This is a genomic window from Micromonospora sp. CNZ299 (genome assembly GCF_002754415.1).
Map to the genome: position 1 here is coordinate 2759018 of NZ_PEFG01000001.1, position 17482 is coordinate 2776499.

General features: G+C 72.1%; 15 protein-coding genes. 9 read left to right on the forward strand and 6 right to left on the reverse strand.

Features of this window, described 5'->3' with window-relative positions:
* Positions 1-951 (reverse strand): superoxide dismutase, encoded by a 951-nt coding sequence (locus CLT68_RS13160; RefSeq protein ID WP_099851172.1) that lies wholly within the window; start codon positions 949-951, stop codon positions 1-3.
* Between the two features lie 77 nt (positions 952-1028).
* Between CLT68_RS13160 and CLT68_RS13165 the strand changes: the two genes are divergently transcribed.
* Positions 1029-2000: an ArsR/SmtB family transcription factor gene (locus tag CLT68_RS13165; protein WP_099851173.1), complete on the forward strand. Its 972-nt coding sequence runs from the start codon at positions 1029-1031 to the stop codon at positions 1998-2000.
* 13 nt (positions 2001-2013) lie between these two features.
* Here CLT68_RS13165 and CLT68_RS13170 read toward each other — a convergent pair whose 3' ends face one another.
* From CLT68_RS13170 to CLT68_RS13190, 5 genes are all read right to left on the reverse strand, one after another.
* Positions 2014-2544, reverse strand: a complete 531-nt coding sequence (locus tag CLT68_RS13170) for a DinB family protein (RefSeq protein WP_099851176.1) — start codon at positions 2542-2544, stop codon at positions 2014-2016.
* A 42-nt stretch (positions 2545-2586) separates the two neighbouring features.
* Entirely contained in the window at positions 2587-3081 is a 495-nt protein-coding gene (locus tag CLT68_RS13175; RefSeq protein WP_185755217.1) for a universal stress protein, read from the reverse strand.
* An 11-nt stretch (positions 3082-3092) separates the two neighbouring features.
* Positions 3093-4712 carry an MDR family MFS transporter gene (locus CLT68_RS13180; RefSeq protein WP_099851178.1) on the reverse strand — a complete coding sequence of 540 codons (1620 nt, stop codon included), beginning with the start codon at positions 4710-4712 and terminating at the stop codon, positions 3093-3095.
* Positions 4713-4856: 144 nt separating this feature from the next.
* The gene (locus tag CLT68_RS13185) at positions 4857-5297 is read right to left on the reverse strand and encodes a MarR family winged helix-turn-helix transcriptional regulator (RefSeq protein ID WP_231927243.1); all 441 of its coding nucleotides are present in this window, start codon (positions 5295-5297) and stop codon (positions 4857-4859) included.
* 9 nt (positions 5298-5306) lie between these two features.
* Positions 5307-7034 (reverse strand): alkaline phosphatase D family protein, encoded by a 1728-nt coding sequence (locus CLT68_RS13190; protein ID WP_099851181.1) that lies wholly within the window; start codon positions 7032-7034, stop codon positions 5307-5309.
* A gap of 149 nt (positions 7035-7183) precedes the next feature.
* On the opposite strand from CLT68_RS13190, the gene ftsY reads away from it, so the two are divergent.
* The 8 genes from ftsY to ffh all read left to right on the forward strand — a co-directional run bounded on the left by ftsY (position 7184) and on the right by ffh (position 17477).
* Complete coding sequence (ftsY, locus tag CLT68_RS13195; RefSeq protein WP_088946610.1) at positions 7184-8371, forward strand: signal recognition particle-docking protein FtsY; 1188 nt, start codon at positions 7184-7186, stop codon at positions 8369-8371.
* A 6-nt stretch (positions 8372-8377) separates the two neighbouring features.
* Positions 8378-9241, forward strand: a complete 864-nt coding sequence (locus CLT68_RS13200) for an aminoglycoside phosphotransferase family protein (protein WP_172861967.1) — start codon at positions 8378-8380, stop codon at positions 9239-9241.
* 276 nt (positions 9242-9517) lie between these two features.
* Entirely contained in the window at positions 9518-10927 is a 1410-nt protein-coding gene (locus CLT68_RS13205; protein WP_099851183.1) for an ammonium transporter, read from the forward strand.
* Positions 10928-10952: 25 nt separating this feature from the next.
* Positions 10953-11291: a P-II family nitrogen regulator gene (locus tag CLT68_RS13210; RefSeq protein ID WP_172862163.1), complete on the forward strand. Its 339-nt coding sequence runs from the start codon at positions 10953-10955 to the stop codon at positions 11289-11291.
* A gap of 16 nt (positions 11292-11307) precedes the next feature.
* Positions 11308-13584: a [protein-PII] uridylyltransferase gene (locus CLT68_RS13215; protein ID WP_099851185.1), complete on the forward strand. Its 2277-nt coding sequence runs from the start codon at positions 11308-11310 to the stop codon at positions 13582-13584.
* 399 nt (positions 13585-13983) lie between these two features.
* Positions 13984-15147, forward strand: coding sequence for a sensor histidine kinase (locus CLT68_RS13220; RefSeq protein ID WP_486482158.1), 1164 nt, complete (start codon positions 13984-13986; stop codon positions 15145-15147).
* Entirely contained in the window at positions 15144-15800 is a 657-nt protein-coding gene (locus CLT68_RS13225; RefSeq protein WP_088946614.1) for a response regulator transcription factor, read from the forward strand. The genes CLT68_RS13220 and CLT68_RS13225 overlap by 4 nt, the downstream gene beginning before the upstream one ends.
* A 114-nt stretch (positions 15801-15914) precedes the next feature.
* Positions 15915-17477 carry a signal recognition particle protein gene (gene ffh, locus CLT68_RS13230; RefSeq protein WP_099851190.1) on the forward strand — a complete coding sequence of 521 codons (1563 nt, stop codon included), beginning with the start codon at positions 15915-15917 and terminating at the stop codon, positions 17475-17477.
* Positions 17478-17482: the final 5 nt, after the last annotated feature.

Genomic DNA, 17482 nt, shown 5'->3' on the forward strand with positions numbered 1-17482 from the left:
TCAGCGCAGGCCGGGGACCTCGGTCACCGTGAACGGTGGCGCCGGCGCGGTCGCGTTGAGCTGGCTGTTGACCCACAGCAGCCGGTCGTGGTCGCGGGCCAGGGTGGTCGGGGACTGCTCCAGGCCGGCGGTGTGGGACTGCCGGACCACCCGGGCGGCCCGAAGGTCGCCGTCCAGCACCGCCAGGTTGACCGCGAAGCGGTACCCGCCAGCGGGATCGGGGAAGTTGACCACGCCGTAGAGGCGGTCGCCCTCCAGCAGCAGCCCGTCGGCGCCGAGCTGTCCACCCGACACGGCGACCTCGCTGGCCGTGGCGTCGGCGAGGTCGATGCGCCACAGACGTTCGCTGCCCGGCTCACCGGTGCCCTGGTCGGCAACGAGCGCGAGCCGACCGTCGGCGGTGGCGACGATGCCGTTGAGGAAGCCGGGGGCGGCCGGGAAGTTGGACGGCAGCAGCCACGGTACGAGCGGGCCGACGCGTCCACCGTCCAGCGTGGCCCGCCAGATCGTGCCGCCGGCCGAGTCGGTCACGTACACGGCATGGTCGGTGATCACCAGGTCGTTGAGAGCCGCACCGGTCACCGCGCTCCGCTTCGCCAGCAGGCGGCCGTCCGGGTCGTACACGAAGAGGGTCGCGGTGTCGTAACCGGCCACGAAGAGCCGGCCGGCGCGATCGACGTGGACCCCGGCGGCGCGGGTCCGCCCGTCCGAGCCGGCGGGGAGGAACGGGCGCAGCCACCGGTGTCGGACGTCTCCGCGGTAGACGGCGCCGGTGGCGACGCTGGTGACGTACATGGTGCCGGTGCGGGTGACGGCGATGCCCTCGGGCAGCACCCCCGGCTCGCCGGAGACGACGTACGTGTCGGGACGCGCGACGGCGGCGTGCGCTGGCGCTCCCGAGGTGCCGATGAGCACGACCAGGCTGGTGGCCAGGACAAGGAAGATGTTCATGGGCCGAGGATTCCGGTCCGGTCGCAGCCTGCTCCATGCCCTTTCAGGCAGGGCCGAAGGGTGGCTAGCGTCGGCTCATGCTGACGTTGCAGCTCACCGCGACGGATCTGAGCCGCACCGTCCTGCGCTCCGAACCCGCGGTGCTGCTGGAGCTCGGGGCGGCCGGCCAGCGGCTGTTCGAGGCCGCACCGGAACACCTCACGGTCTGGCGGGCACGCACCCGGGCGGCGCTGCGCCCGGAGATGCGCCCGTACCTCGACCTGTGCCGCCTGCCCTGGTGGTTTCCGGACTTCCTCACCCCGCCGAGCCTCGGCAGCGACCTGCCGGCCGCCCTGGACGAGGTGCTGGCCACCCCGACGGCGACGCTGGCGGCGGAACTGCGCCCCCGGATCGCCGCCGGCGACCTGCCGGCCCGGGTCGGTGCCCTCGCCTCCGGCGAGACGGCCGCCCGGCAGCGACTGAGCGCGGCGATGCGGGCGTTCCACCAGGTCGCGGTCGCGCCGTACCAGGACACGATCACGGCAGCGGTCCACGGCGACCGGGCCGTGCGGGCCCACACCATGGTGGACGCCGGGATCGACCGGGTCCTGCGTGACCTGAGCCCGTACCTGTTCTGGAAGCCGTACGGCGAGCGGTACGAGTTGTCGTACGAGTGTGGATTCGCCAACGGAGTCACCCTGGCCCCGGCCGGCCGGGGCGTCACCCTGGTGCCGTCGTACCTGCTGCCCCGACCGTGCGTCCTGGACGACCCGGCCGGCCCGATGGTGCTGGCCTACCCGATCCGGCCCACCCGACGGGCGCTGGTGAGCAGCAGACCCCTGGCCGACCTGCTGGGGCGCACCCGAGCGGCAGTGCTGGGTGCGATCGCCGACGGCCCGAGCACCTCACAGGTGGCCCGGACGGTCGGCATCTCCCTCGCCTCGGCCAGCCAGCACGCCACCATCCTCCGGTCGGCCGGGTTGGTCACCACCCGCCGGGCGGGCCCGGCGGTGCGACACACGCTCACCCCGCTGGGCGAGCACCTGCTCCGGGCCGGGCGCCCCGGCTGACGAGGGCAGCGGGTCAATCGCCGGTGACGCCGTCGATGCGTTCCCGGATCAGGTCGGCGTGGCCGTTGTGCCGGGCGTACTCCTCGATCATGTGGACGTACGCCCAGCGCAGGCTGAAGGTGCGTGTCCCGTCGCTGCGGGTCAGCATGAACGTCTCGTCCAGGGACCGTCCCTCGGTGGCCGCCCGTGCCGCTTCGACCTCGGCTCGGAAGGCGGCGAAGGCGGCCTCCGCGTCGGCGCACGCCGCAGCGTGGAAGTCGGCGTCGATGTCGGTGGAGTAGTCGAAGAGGTCGGGCAGGTCCTGGCCGGCGAAGCGCTGGCGGAACCAGGAGCGCTCGACGTCGGTCATGTGCAGGACCAACCCGAGAAGGCTCAGGCCGGAGGGCTCGACGCTTGCCGTGCGCAACTGCTCGGCGGTCAGGCCGGCGCACTTGTGCAGCAGAGTGTCGCGGTGGTGGTCGAGCCAGCCCTCCAGCATGGTGCGCTCATCTGCGACCAGAGGCTCGTGGCTGCGGTCGATCTCCGGTGCTCTCCATGTCGTCATCGCGTCATCCTGCGGCTCGGGTGCGACAGCCGCGACCGGTTGTCAGGGCACCACGACGACGGGCCACCGGCCGGTGCGGACCAGCCGGGTGGCGACCGAGCCGACCAGCCGGTGACCGGCCTGCTCGGAGGCGCCCACCACCACCATGTCGGCCTGGAACTCGTCCGCCGCCGCGCACAGCTCCCCGTACGCGTCACCGCGCCGGGACAGGAAAGTCAGCGGTACGCCCAGTTCCTCGGCCCCGCGGCGGCACTCCCGGCGTAGCTCGGCGGCCAGCTCGTCGTGGGTCCGCTGCACTGCGCCGGCGTCCATCCCCGGCATCAGGGCGGTCAGCCCGCTCGTCGAGCTGACGTAGACCACCACCAACGCGGCACCCTGCCGGCGGGCCAGGCCGGCGGCGTACCAGCCGGCCCGCTCGGAGGTGCGGGTGCCGTCGACGCCGACCAGGACCACCCGGGGCCCGTCCGTGCCGCGTTCGAACGGCAGCGGGCGGGTCCGGGGGCCGTACTCCTCGCGGTCCGGTGCTCCCACGCTCATGGCTGGCTACCTCACCTCTGCTCGCCGGTGCGGACCACGGCGGCACCAGCGCCGGCCGCGATGGTTGATTCCTGCTCGACCTCGGTGCCGACCGGAGAGCTGCTGTGCTGCCGCAGCGGCACCTCCTTGATGAAGCTCACAGCGATCAGTGCGATCAGCGCGAAGGGGGCGGCGGCCAGGAAGATGTCGCCGGCGCCGTGGCCGTACGCGCTCTCCACCACGGCCCGGATCGGCCCGGGCAGGGTGTGCACGTCGGGCAGGACACCACCGCTGCCCGAGCCGGACGCGGCGATCCCGAGCCGGCCGAGGCCCTCCGCGGTGTAGCCCGTGACCTTGTGGGCGAGCACCGCGCCGAGCACGGAAACGCCGATCGCGCCGCCCAGGCTGCGGAAGAACGCAACCGTCGAGCTGGCCACGCCGAGCTCGTGCGTGCCGACGGTGTTCTGCACGGCGAGGACCAGGTTCTGCATGGTCATGCCCAGGCCGATGCCGACCAGCGCCATGTAGACGCTGAGCAGGGTGAAGCTGGTGTCGGCCCGGAGCGTGCCCATCAGCGCGAAGCCAGCGGTGAGCAGCGCCGTACCGATGACCAGGAACCTCTTCCAGCGGCCGGTACGGGTGATGATCCGTCCGCTCAGCGTGGAGGAGACCAGCAGACCGAGGATCATCGGCAGCGTCATCAGGCCGGACATGGTCGGGCTCTGGCCGCGGCTGATCTGGAAGTACTGGCCGAGGAAGACCGAGGCGCCGAACATGCCCACGCCGACAGCGATGCTGGCGACGACGGCCAGGGTGATGGTGCGGTTGCGGAACAGCCGCGGCGGGATCATCGGCTCGGCGGCCCGGGTCTCGACCCGGATCGCCAGCGCGCCGAGCACCAGGGCACCGACCACCATGACGGCGCTCTGCCAGGAGGCCCAGGCGAACTGGCCGCCAGCGAGCGAGACCCAGATCAGCAGCAGCGAGACGGCTGCGGTGATCAGCGTGGCGCCCCACCAGTCGATCTGTGCCTTCCGCTTGATCACGGGCAGGTGCAGGGTCTTCTGGAGCACGACCAGCGCGGCGATGGCGAACGGCACGCCGACGTAGAAGCACCAGCGCCAGCCGAGCCAGGAGGTGTCCACGATCACACCGCCGATCAGCGGGCCGCCGATGGTGCCGACGGCCATCACAGCGCCGAGGTAGCCGCTGTAGCGGCCCCGCTCGCGTGGCGCGATCATGGTCGCCATGATCACCTGGGCCAGCGCGGTGAGGCCGCCAGCGCCGATTCCCTGGAGCACCCGGCAGGCGATCAGCTCACTGGTGCCCTGTGCGGCCCCGGCCAGCACCGAGCCCAGCACGTAGATCCCCAGGGAGATCTGGACCAGGAGTTTCTTGCTGGTCAGGTCTGCGAGTTTGCCCCAGATGGGGGTGGTCGCGGTGGTCGCGAGCAGGGCTGAGGTGACCACCCAGGTGTACGCGGACTGGCTGCCGTGCAGTTCGGTGATGATCCTCGGCAGCGCGTTCGAGACGACCGTGGAGGAGAGGATCGCGACGAACATGCCCAGCAGCAGGCCGGAGAGGGCCTGCAGGATCTGCCGGTGCGTCATGTCGACGCCGGTCGCCCGTGGGGGCGCTGTCGCCTGGGTCATCGTTGCTGCCTCCGGACGGAGTCGAGGTGAAGCGACGGGGGCGGTTTCGCGAGGGTCGCCTGGGAGTTGCCTGAGGCAACCGCATATTTGGTTGCCTGAAGCAACAACCTGACGGAGCGGTGCGCTATTCCCCGTCCCGGAGCGCTACTGCCAGGAGTCGTTGAACCGGCCCAACAGCCGGGCGAACTCCTCGACGTCCCGGGCCGGCCAGTCGTTCAGCGTGCGGAGCAACTCTCCCACACGCGCAGACCGGGCTGCGTCGAACCGGCGCTGGCCCTCCTCGGTGAACGTGATCTGCGCGGCCCGCCGGTCGCTCGGGTCGGGGTCGCGGTAGACCAGGCCGAGGACCTCCAGGGCGTTGATCTGCCGGCTCAGCGTTCCCTTGCCCACACCGAGCCGCGCCGCCAACTCGGTCAACCGGATCGACCCACTGCGTCGCAACCAGAGCAGCAGCCCGTAGGTGTTCGGCTCCAGGTTCGGGTGCACCTCGCGGGCGATCTCCCAGGAAACCGCCCGCCCACGGCGCAGCAGGGCGGTCAACTCGTGCTCGACCGCCCGGATCGGTTCTGGCAGGTGCTCGTCCACGCGTAGAGACTACGGCGAGGTCGGCCGTGCGGCGGCCGAGAGTCGGCGCCGCATCACGGGGCGTAGGTGGCCGTCCTTCGTGGTGCCCTCGATGACCACGTCAGCCCTGCGCCCCTCATGCGTCAGGGTCGCGACCGCGTTGCCGAAGTAGGGGCCGGCCAACTTGCGCCACCGCACCCCCGGCCGCCTGACACCCGCGGAGCGAGCCAGCGCCCGGGTGGCACCGGCCGGACCGGCCGACCAACCGAGCCGCATCAGCGGACGGATGCCGGCCGGCACCTGGTTGTGGATCGGTGAGCAGGTGAGCTGGTGCACGGGTGTGACCACCGCCGGGTCGCCGAACCGGGCCCGGGCCACGTACGAGTGGTGCACGTCCCCGGAGAGCACGCTGATCGACGCCGGCGGGGCGTACGCCGGACCGGCGCCGACCCGCGCGCCGGACTGCCGGGGGGTGCCGGTGCCGATGCGGGTGAAGGTCTCCGCCAGCGCCTCGAAGGAACGCCGGAACGCCGCCCAGTGCTCCAGGTCCAGTGCGCGGCGCAGCTTCTCCGCCCCGCGTGCCACCCAGGGGCGACGCGAGTCCGCCAACTTCTCGTTCCACGCCTCTATGTGGTGGATGCCCTGCGGCAGCAGCCAGGGCAGCGAGGCGCCGACCACCAGGTGGTCGTAGACCCCGTGCGCCTGGTCGAGGAACCAGGACCACTCGCCCGGCGGCAGCATCGCCCGGCTGCCCGGGTCGAGCACCCGGCTGCACCTGTTGTCGAGCATGACCAGCCGGGTCCGGCCCAGGTCCAGTGCGTAACTCCACTGGTACTGCACCGCGCGCCAGCGCTCGGTGTCGTGCGCCACATCCGACTCCTGGTCGACCCGGTGCCCGAAATCGCGCAGCACCCCGGTGGCGTCCTCGGCGGCGGCGACCTTCGCGAAGACCGGGTCGGCGGCGATCTCGTCCGGGGAGAGGTTGCCCAGGTGCTGGTAGACCCAGTACGAGGCGAGCCCGCTGCCGATCCGCTCCTGCCACCACGGCTGCTCGCGCATCTCGGCACGCCACGCCGCCGAGGTGTTCCAGTCGTCGATGATCTCGTGATCGTCGAAGATCATCACGCTCGGCACGGTGGAGAGCAGCCAACGGATCTCCGGGTCGCGCCAGGACTCCAGATACAGCTTCGTGTACTCGTCGAAGCTCACCACCTGGTCGGCCGGGGCGCCCTTCGGACGCCGCCGGCGCCGACGCAGCAGCCGGCGCACCGTGGGCGAGGTGACGTCGGCGTAGACCTGGTCACCGAGCAGCACCAGCAGGTCCGGCGGCGGGTTCGCCTCCGGGTCGGCCATCAACCGTCGGGCGTACGCGTCCAGCGCGTCCGGTGGCAGCTTGCGGGTCGTGGAGTGCTGGGTGGTCTCGCGGCACGAGCCGAAGATCAGGTTGACCGGCTGGTCCCGGTCGTCGGTCGCCCGGGTGCGGATCACGCTCGGCGGGAAGCCGCTGCTCGCCACCGGCCAGACCACCTCGTCGTCGACGAGCACCTCGTAGGTGGTCGTGCTGTCCGGGGTGAGCCCCTCCACCACCACGAGGGCGTAGTGGTGGTCGTACGCCGAGAAGGTGGGCGCGGTGCCGGTGGCGCCGTCGGCGGTGCGGACGGTGACCACGGCGGGCGCGGCCGTCTCCACCCAGACGGTCGCCCGGGTGTCCACCACTCGCCGCAGGAGTGGGCCGATGAGGAGGTGTGCGGCGGGCATGCGGCCGAGCCTACCGCCGGTTCCCGGCACCAGCCGGGTGCGGTGGCTGAGACTCCGGGCACCGCGCGGGGTGCGGTGGCTGAGACTCCGGGCACCGCTCGGGGTGCGGTGGCTGGGACGCCGCCGCCCGCATCTGACAGGATTCCGGCATGGCCGAATATCTCGTCCTCGCTCTTGTCCTGCTCGGTGTGCTGATCGCCGGCACAGTAGGGCTGGTCGTGCCGCGCCTGCGGCGGCGGCCCGAGCCCCCGCTGCCGCACACCGAGGTCGACACCAGGGCCGAGGAAGATCTCGCCGGCCCGCCGGTCGAGGCACCGGAGTCCGAACTGTCCACCGGCGTCCTGGTCGAGCCGCCGCCGGTCATCGAGGCGCCCGCACCGGTGGAGGTGCCCGAGCCGACCGCCGGGCGGCTGGTCCGGCTCCGCTCGCGACTGTCCCGCTCGCAGAACGTCTTCGGCAAGGGCCTGCTCGGCCTGCTCGCCCGCGACCACCTCGACGAGGACGTCTGGGAGGAGATCGAGGACAGCCTGATCACCGCCGACGTCGGCGTCGACGCCACCCGCGACATCGTCGACCGGCTTCGTGAGCGCACCCGGGTGCTCGGCACCCGTTCGGCCTCCGAGCTGCGGGCACTGCTCGCCGCCGAGCTGGTCAACGCGCTCGACCCGAGCCTGGACCGCTCGTTGCGGACCGCCCCGAAGGACGGCGTGCCGGCGGTGGTCCTCGTCGTCGGCGTCAACGGCGCCGGCAAGACCACCACCTGCGGCAAGATCGCCCGGGTGCTGGTCGCCGACGGCCGTACCGTGCTGCTCGGCGCCGCGGACACCTTCCGGGCCGCCGCCGCCGACCAACTGGAGACCTGGGGCTCCCGCGTCGGCGCGGAAACCGTCCGGGGGCCCGAGGCCGCCGACCCGGCCAGTGTCGCCTTCGACGCGGTCAAGCGCGGTATCGACACCGGCGTGGACACCGTGCTCATCGACACCGCCGGCCGCCTGCAGAACAAGGTCGGCCTGATGGACGAGCTGGGCAAGGTCAAGCGCGTGGTGGAGAAGCAGGGCCCGATCGACGAGACACTGCTCATCCTGGACGCCACCACCGGCCAGAACGGCCTGGAGCAGGCCCGGGTCTTCACCGAGGTGGTCAACGTGACCGGCGTGGTGCTGACCAAGCTCGACGGCACCGCCAAGGGCGGCATCGTGATCGCCGTGCAGCGCAAGCTCGGCATCCCCGTGAAGCTGGTCGGCCTCGGTGAGGGCAAGGACGACCTGGCCCCGTTCGACCCGGCGCAGTTCGTCGACGCGTTGCTGGGGACCGAGGCCACCGGACGGGACGCGTAGTCTCGGGTGTCCAGTGACAACCGCGCATACGCGGGCTGGCGTGACCCCGGCCACCCCTCGCAGCGCCTCGGGAGACCGTACGTGACTTCGCAGGAGATCCCGCTGCACGGCGGCAACGTGAGCACCGTCGTCCGCGTCGGTGACACGGTCCGCCGCAACGCCGGGCCGTGGACACCGTCCGTGCACGCCCTGCTGCGGCACCTGGAGTACGTGGGCTTCACCGGCGCACCCCGGGCGCTCGGGATGGACGAGCGCAACCGTGAGGTGCTGTCGTACCTGGAGGGGGAGTGCGGGGAATACCCGCTCGCCCCGCACTGGGTGACCGACGAGGCGCTGGTCACCGTCGCCACCATGCTGCGCATGTTCCACGACGCACAGTACGGCTTCACCCCGCAGCCGGGGGCCGTCTGGCGCTCGTTCGGGCCCCCGCCGCCGGACACCGAGGTGATCTGCCACCACGACGCCGCGCCGCACAACGTGATCTGGCGGCCGGACGGCACCCTCGGGCTGATCGACTTCGACCTCGCCTCGCCCGGCGCGCGGATCTACGACGTGGCGTACGCGGCCTGGACCTGGGTGCCGATCTTCGCGGACCGCGACTCGATCACGCTCGGCTGGAAGCACCCGGACCGGCCGCGCCGGCTCCGGCTCTTCGCCGACGCGTACGGGCTGATCCCCCGGGACCGGCACCGGCTGATCCGGACCATCCGTAAGCGGATCGTGGACCACGTCGAGGGCATCCGCCGGATGGCCGCCGCCGGTGAGCCAGCGTTCGTCCGGATCGTGCACAAGGGCCACCTGCGCCGACCGATGCGCGATCTGCGGCTGCTCGACTACGAGCGGCACGCACTGGAGAACGCCCTCCGCTGAGCGTCGGCCGGTCGATGCTCGGCCGGTCCCGTCAAGCGGACCGGTCGATGGGCCTGGCCGGTCAGCCATCGACGTCCACCGTCCGAACGATCCACCATTGTCCATGCCGCCGACTGTGCGGACTTCGTGACACGTACGAAACAACCCGTCACGAAACGGAAACCCGCCCGGGACCCTGTGTGAAACAGCCGGCCGCGAAGCTTCCGCGCAACCGGCCTACGGGCGACGCTGCCCCGGAAAGCCGCGAAGGAGGAATTCACCCTTTAGGAGGCCAGCGTGCCTGAAGCACCGACGATCGACGGCGCCAACACCACGTGGCTGCTGGTTTCGACCGCGCTCGTGCTGCTCATGACCCCCGGACTGGCGCTGTTCTACGGCGGCCTCAACCGGGCCAAGGGCGTACTCAACATGATGATGATGAGCTTCTCCGCTATCGGGCTCATCTCTATTCTGTGGTGGTTCTACGGATTCAGCGTCGCCTTCGGGACCGACGTGAACGGCTTCTGGGGCGACCCGGGCGCGTACCTCGGCACCAAGACGTTCCTCGCCGAGACCGACCTGTGGGGTGCCACGGCGGAGAACCCCAGCGGCATCGGGGTCCCGCTCTACGTGTTCATGGCCTTCCAGATGGTCTTCGCGGTGATCACCGTCGCGCTGATCAGCGGTGCCATCGCCGACCGGGCAAAGTTCGCCGGCTGGCTGCTGTTCGCCTTCGGCTGGGCCACCCTGGTCTACTTCCCGGTCGCCCACTGGGTGTGGGGCGGCGGCATCATCGGCGCCGACATCCACGCTCTGGACTTCGCCGGTGGCACCGCGGTGCACATCAACGCCGGTGCGGCGGCCCTGGCCGTGGTTCTGGTGCTCGGCAAGCGGCTCGGTTGGCCGCGTGAGGGCATGAAGCCGCACAACATCCCGCTGGTCGCGCTCGGTGCGGGTCTGCTGTGGTTCGGCTGGTTCGGGTTCAACGCCGGCTCCGAGCTGACCGTCGACTCGGTCGCCGGCCTCGCCTTCATCAACACCCAGCTCGCCACGGCGGCGGCGGTGCTCGGCTGGATCGCTGTCGAGTGGGTCAAGACCCGTAAGCCGACGATGGTGGGCGCCTCGTCCGGTGCCGTCGCCGGCCTGGTCGCCATCACCCCGGCCTGTGGTTTCATCGCCCCGTGGGCGGCCGTCCTGCTCGGCGTCGTCGCCGGTGCGGTGTGCGCGCTCGCCGTCAGCCTCAAGTACAAGCTCGGCTACGACGACTCGCTCGACGTGGTCGGCGTGCACTTCGTCGGTGGTTGGATCGGCTCGCTCTGGCTCGGTCTCTTCGCCACCAACTCGGTCAACGCCGCGATCAGCGACGTGGTGGGCGCCTCCGACGGTCTCTTCTACGGCGGCGGCGCGACCCAGCTCGGGCGGCAGGCCCTCGCCGGCCTGATCGTCACCGTCTGGTCCTTCGGCATCGCCTGGGTGCTGGCCTTCGTCATCGAGAAGACGATCGGCTTCCGGGTCAAGGGTGAGGACGAGGTCGAGGGCATCGACATCGCCGAGCACGCCGAGAGCAGCTACGACCTGTCCCCGGCCGGTGGTGGCACGGGCAGCGCGTTCGCGATGGCCGGCATCGGCACCCCCGGTGGCGGCACGAGTGGTGCCAAGCCGCCGGCGGAGCCCGCCGAGACGGTCAGCGAAAAGGTCGCCGGTTAACGTTCCTGGGATGGAGGGGTTGGACATGAAGCTGGTGACCGCAGTCATCAAGCCGTACCAACTGGACGCGGTGAAGGAGGCCCTGCACGCCCTCGGGGTGGCCGGGCTGACCGTCAGCGAGGTTCAGGGGTACGGGCGCCAGAAGGGGCACACCGAGGTCTACCGGGGTGCTGAATACACGGTCGAGTTCCTGCCCAAGATCCGGGTGGAGGTGCTCACCGACGAGATCGACGTGGACAAGGTGGTGGACGCCATCGTCGGGGCGGCCCGCACGGGCAAGATCGGTGACGGCAAGGTCTGGGTCACCGGTGTCGAAGAGGTCGTCCGGGTGCGTACCGGCGAACGCGGCCTAGACGCCCTCTGATCGCGCAACGACCGACATGACCTCGTTGATCAAGAAGAACGCGTCAGGGCACGCCGGTGACGGTGACGCGAACCTCTTGATCAACGAGGTCGTCGGCGTTCCCGGGGGGATCGGGGAGTCCGCCCGGCTGGGGCGGGCGAGCGCTTACGACACCTTTCTGCGAGGGCTGCTGCCTTCGCGGGAGGGGGTCGCGCTGATCGCCGTCGGGGGGTTGGGGAGGCGGCAGTGCGCCCCGTACGGCGACCTTGACCTGGTCCTGCTGCACGCCGGGGTGCCCGGCACCGACGAGTTGGCCGCCTCGGTCTGGTACCCGATCTGGGACGCCGGCCTACGGCTCGACCACTCGGTACGCACCGTCTCCGAAGCACTCTCGGTGGCCCAGGACGACGTCAAGGTCGCCCTCGGGCTGCTCGACGCCCGGCTGGTGGCGGGCGACCAGACGTTGGCCGACGCGCTGATCCGCACCGCCGCCGACCACTGGCGGCGCACCGCCGTCCGGCACCTGCCCGGCCTGCGGGCGGTCACCGAAGCACGCTGGCAGGCCCACGGTGAGCTGGCCTTCCTGTTGGAGGGCGACCTGAAGGAGGCCGCCGGCGGTCTGCGCGACGTCGGGCTGCTGCGAGCGATCTCCGCCGCCGGCATCACCGACGCGCTGCGCCCCGCCGTACGCGCCGCCCACCTGCGTCTGCTGGACACCCGGGACGCCCTGCACCAGCAGGTCGGCCGCCGGGTCGACCGGCTTGTCGCCCAGGAACGAGACGGTGTGGCCGCGCTCCTCGCGCTTGAGGACGGCGACGCCCTCCTGCGACGGGTCGCCGGTGACGCCCGCACGGTCAGCCACGCCCTGGACGACGCGTTCCGTGCCGCCGACCGACTGCGATCCGGCCGGTCCCGAGGGGGCGGCGCTCCCCCCGCGCGCCGCCCGGTGGCCCGCGACGTGGTCGAGCACGACGGCGAGCTCGTGCTGGCCCGTACGGCGATCGGGGCTCGCCCCGACCCGAGCCTCTCGCTGCGGGTGGCCGCCGCGGCGGCCACGACCCGACTCCCGATCGCCCGGGCCACCTGCGAATGGCTGGCGGCGTACTGCCCGCCACTGCCCGCGCCCTGGCCGGCTGATGCCCGGGCCGCGCTGACCACCCTGCTCGGCGCCGGTCCCGGCCTGGTGCCCGCCTGGGAAACCTGCGACCGGTACGGACTGGTCGACAACTGGCTGCCCGAGTGGACCCGGCTGCGCAGTCTGCCGCAGCACAACCCGGTGCACCGCTACACCCTCGACCGGCACCTGGTGCAGACCGCTCACGAGGCCAGCCGGCACGCCCGTGAGGTCGAACGGCCCGACCTGCTGCTCCTCGGCGCTCTCCTGCACGACATCGGCAAGGGACTTCCCGGTGATCACAGCACCGTCGGGGTGCCCGTCGCCCAGGCGGCGGCGGCCCGGATCGGCCTGCCCCCCACCGAGGTCGAGCTGATCGGCACGCTGGTCCGGTTGCACCTGCTGCTGCCCGACGTGGCCACCCGCCGTGATCTGGCCGACCCGGTCACCATCGCCTCGGTGGCCGAGTCGGTGGGGGACACCGGCACCCTCGACCTGTTGCACGCGCTGGTCCGCGCCGACGCGGCGGCGACCGGGCCGGCGGCCTGGTCGGACTGGAAGGGCCGACTCGTCGCCGAACTGGTCGGTCGGGTCCGCACCGCACTGGACACCGGCGTACTGCCCGAACCGCCCACCCCGGATCCGGCGCTGCTGGCCGGGCCCCTGCCGGTCGTCCACCTGACCGGCGACCGGGTGTCGGTCGCCGCGGCCGACCGGCGGGGCCTGCTCGCCACGGTCGCCGGCTGCCTGGCGCTGCACCGGCTGGAAGTGATCTCCGCGGATGCCTCCGTGGTCGACGGCCGTGCCCTGGTCGAGTGCCGGGTCCAACCCCGCTACGGTCTCCCGCCCGACCCGGTCCCGCTCCGCGCCGACCTCCGTCGGGCGGTCGGCGGCGACGTGTCGGTCACCCAGCGGCTGCGGGGTCGGGCGCTCGCCGCCCGGGGCGGTGGGGCTGCTCCCCGGGTCGTCTGGCACCGCGAGGCGGCCACCAACGCCGTGCTGCTGGAGTTGCGCGCCGCCGACGCCGCCGGGTTGCTCTACCGGGTCGCCTGCGCGCTCGACGAGGCGGGCGCCCTGGTCCGCGCGGCCCGCATCTCCACTCTCGGCGCCGACGTGGTGGACGCCTTCTACCTGGTCGGCGGCTGGCCGGACGACGCCACCCGGGCCCGCCTGGAGGCGGCCGTCCTCGCCGCCGTCTGACCTACGGCGACACCGCCGGCGGTTGCTGTCCGGCTGCGGCGCGTTGCACGGCCTGGCCGCCTCGCCGCGTTGCTTTCTCGCCGACGAGTGCGGCCCGGTGCTGCTCGGCCGTTTGGCCGCTCGTGCCAGCGGGTCACTCCCACGAGCGTGATGCCCCAGAGTCATCTTGATGCCTCACAGTCATCAGGCTCATGCGGGTGTCCGCTGCCGCTGCCGCTGCCGCTGCCGCTGGGGGGTGCGGGGTGCGGGGTGCGGTCGAAAGTGTCATCAGGATCGTGAGGTGTCCGCCGCCAACGCGGCGCGATCGAAGGCCCGGTGCGCGGGTACGCCCGGGGGCGTAGATGCGGTGCCGCTCGTGGACGCACGTCAGGTGGCCTCGGCGCGGGCAGAATGACGGCCATGCGAGGCAGCGGGCGGTGGCGGTGGCCGGAGGTGGCGGCAGACGCCACGCTGGCTCTGGTGCTGCTCGGCTTCGGGCTGCTCGCCACCGGTCTGGCCGGAGACAACCAGCCGGGGTCGACGCCGGTGGACGCCGCCAGCCGGGTGCTGATCGCGGTCGCCGCGCTCGCTCTGCTGTTCCGCAGGCGCGCCCCGATCGCCACCCTCGCCGTGGTCACCGTGGCCACGTCGACGTACCTGGTGTTCGGCTACCCGTACGGGCCGATCCTGGTCGCGTTCCTCATCGCGGTGTACACCGTGGCGGTGCGACTGCCGGTGCGCCCGGCGGCGCTCGCCCTTGGTGGCGCGTTCGTCCTGTTGTTGGCGCACGTCTTCTGGTCCGAGGGTCCGGCGCCCGGCTGGGCCGGAGTGCTGCCCGCGTCGGCGTGGGTGGTCGTACCGTTCGCGGTGGGGGTCGTGGTGCGGGTCAACCGCGAGACGGCCGCGCGCAGCCGGGCCGAGGCGGCCCGCGATCGCGCCGAACAGGCCCGGCGGCAGGCCGACGAGGAGCGACTGCGCATCGCGCAGGAGGTGCATGACGTGGTGGGGCACGGGCTTGCCGCGATCAGCATGCAGGCGGAGATCGCCCTGCACCTCCTGCCGAAACGGCCCGAGCAGGCGGAGACCGCGCTGACCGCGATCAGCCGGACCAGCCGGGAGGCGCTGGACGAGCTTCGGGTCACCCTCGGTGCGGTGCGGCAGGGCGCCGAGCGAGGGCCGGTGCCCGGTCTGGCCCGGCTCCCGGCGCTGCGCGACCGACTCGCCGGGGCTGGACTCGCCGTCGACCTGCGTGTGACCGGCGACGCTCGGGACCTGCCGGCGGCACTGGACCTGACCGCGTACCGGGTGGTGCAGGAGGCGTTGACCAACGTGCTGCGTCACGCGGGGGTGGCCAACGCGGAGGTGCGCGTCGACTACCGCACCGACGAGGTGACCGTCGAGGTCACCGACGAGGGCACCGGCGTGCGGCGAGGCCGAACGGATCTGGTCGACGACGAGAGTGGGCACGGCCTGGCCGGGATGCGGGAGCGGGTCGCGGCGTTGGGCGGGCGGTTGGCCGCCGGGCCGCGCCCCGACGGCGGATTCCGGGTGTACGCCCGGCTGCCCGTGGGGCCCACCACGTGATCCGGGTGCTGGTCGCCGACGACCAGGACCTGGTCCGGCTCGGTCTGCGCGCGCTCGTGGAGAGCGAGGACGACCTGGCCCTCGCCGGCGAGGCGGCCGACGGTTTGCAGGCGGTCGAGCTGGCGCGCCGGGAACGGCCGGACGTGGTGCTGATGGACATTCGGATGCCCGGCATCGACGGCATCGAGGCGACCCGGCGGATCGTCGCGGACCCCGACCTGACCGGTACGCGGGTGGTGGTGCTGACCACCTTCGAGCTGGACGAGTACGTCTTCGACGCGCTGCGGCACGGCGCGAGCGGGTTCCTCACCAAGGACACCCGACCGGCCGAGCTGCTGCGCGCCATCCGGTTGGTTGCCGAGGGGGAGGCGCTGCTGTCGCCGTCGGTGACCCGTCGGGTGGTGCGGGAGTTCGCCACCCGACCGTCGCGGGTGCTTCGTCCGCACCCCCGGCTGGGCGCGCTGACCGATCGGGAGCGCCAGGTCGTCGGTCTGGTCGGGGAGGGCCTGAACAACGAGGAGATCGCCGCCCGGTTGGTGGTCAGCCCGGCGACCGCGCGGACCCACGTCAGCCGGGCGATGGGCAAGCTGGGAGCCCGGGACCGGGCCCAGCTCGTCGTGTTCGCGTACCAGTCGGGGTTGGTGTCGGGGTGAGGCCCGGGCCGGGCGACAGCGGCCTTGCGGCGGGGCGGTTACCCTAGCGGTGGCCGGACTCCGCAGTGCCGGCCGCGTTGTGCCCGCCGGAACACTGACAAACGGGATGTTCGCGTGTTTGACACCTTGAGTGACCGCCTGTCCGGGATCTTCACCAAGCTCCGCGGCAAGGGGCGGCTCACCGACGCCGACATCGACGCCACCGCGCGCGAGATCCGCCTCGCGCTGCTGGAGGCGGACGTCGCGCTGCCGGTGGTCAAGGGCTTCATCGCGGCCGTCAAGGAGCGGGCCCGCAGCTCCGAGGTCTCCCAGGCGCTGAACCCGGCCCAGCAGATCATCAAGATCGTCAACGAAGAGCTGATCACCGTGCTCGGCGGCGAGGGCCGGCGGCTCCAGTTCGCCAAGCAGCCGCCGACCGTGATCATGCTGGCCGGTCTCCAGGGTTCCGGTAAGACCACCCTGGCCGGCAAGCTGGCCCGCTGGCTCAAGGGCCAGGGGCACCAGCCGCTGCTCGTCGCCGCCGACCTCCAGCGCCCCAACGCCGTCGGGCAGCTCCAGGTGCTCGGTGGCCGGGCCGGTGTCGAGGTGTACGCCCCGGAGCCCGGCAACGGCACCGGTGACCCGGTGCAGGTGGCGCGCGCCTCGATCGAGCACGCGAAGCGAGCTGCCCGCGACATCGTCATCGTCGACACCGCCGGCCGCCTCGGCATCGACGCCGAAATGATGCAGCAGGCCGCCGACATCCGCGACGCGGTCCAGCCGGACGAGGTCATCTTCGTCATCGACGCGATGGTCGGCCAGGACGCCGTCCGCACCGCCGAGGCGTTCCGCGACGGGGTCGGCATCACCGGCGTGGTGCTCTCCAAGCTCGACGGCGACGCTCGCGGTGGTGCCGCGCTGTCGGTGCGCGAGGTCACCGGGCAGCCGATCCTCTTCGCGTCCACCGGTGAGAAGCTGGAGGACTTCGACGTCTTCCACCCCGACCGGATGGCCAGCCGGATCCTCGGCATGGGCGACGTCCTCACTCTGATCGAGCAGGCCGAGCAGGCCTTCGACTCCGATCAGAAGGAGAAGATGACCGCCAAGCTGATGGGCGGCGAGCAGTTCACCCTGGAGGACTTCCTCGACCAGCTCATCGCGGTCCGACGGATGGGCCCGATCGCCAACGTGCTGGCCATGATGCCGGGCATGGGGCAGATGAAGGACCAGCTCTCCGAGCTGGACGACACCCACTTCGACCGGGTCACCGCGATCATCCGGTCGATGACCCCGGGCGAGCGGACCAACCCGAAGATCATCAACGGCTCCCGCCGGGCGCGTATCGCCAACGGCTCCGGCGTCACCGTGATGGACGTCAACCAGCTGCTCAACCGCTTCACCGACGCGCAGAAGATGATGAAGCAGATGGGCGGCATGATGGGCCTGCCCGGCGGTGGCCGGCGCAAGGCGACCAAGTCGCCGAAGAACAAGCGCAAGGGCACCAAGGGCGGTGGTCGGCCGCGTACGGGAGCGGGTGCCGGAGCCGGGATGCCGGGCGGCTTCCCGGGTGGCATGCCGCAGCTCCCGCCGGGGATGGACCCGAACGACGTCGCCGGTGGCCAGGGCCTTCCGCCCGGCTTCAAGCTCCCGAAGATCGACTTCAACAAGCTCGGCAAGGGCGACAACCGCCCCCGCTGACGTCC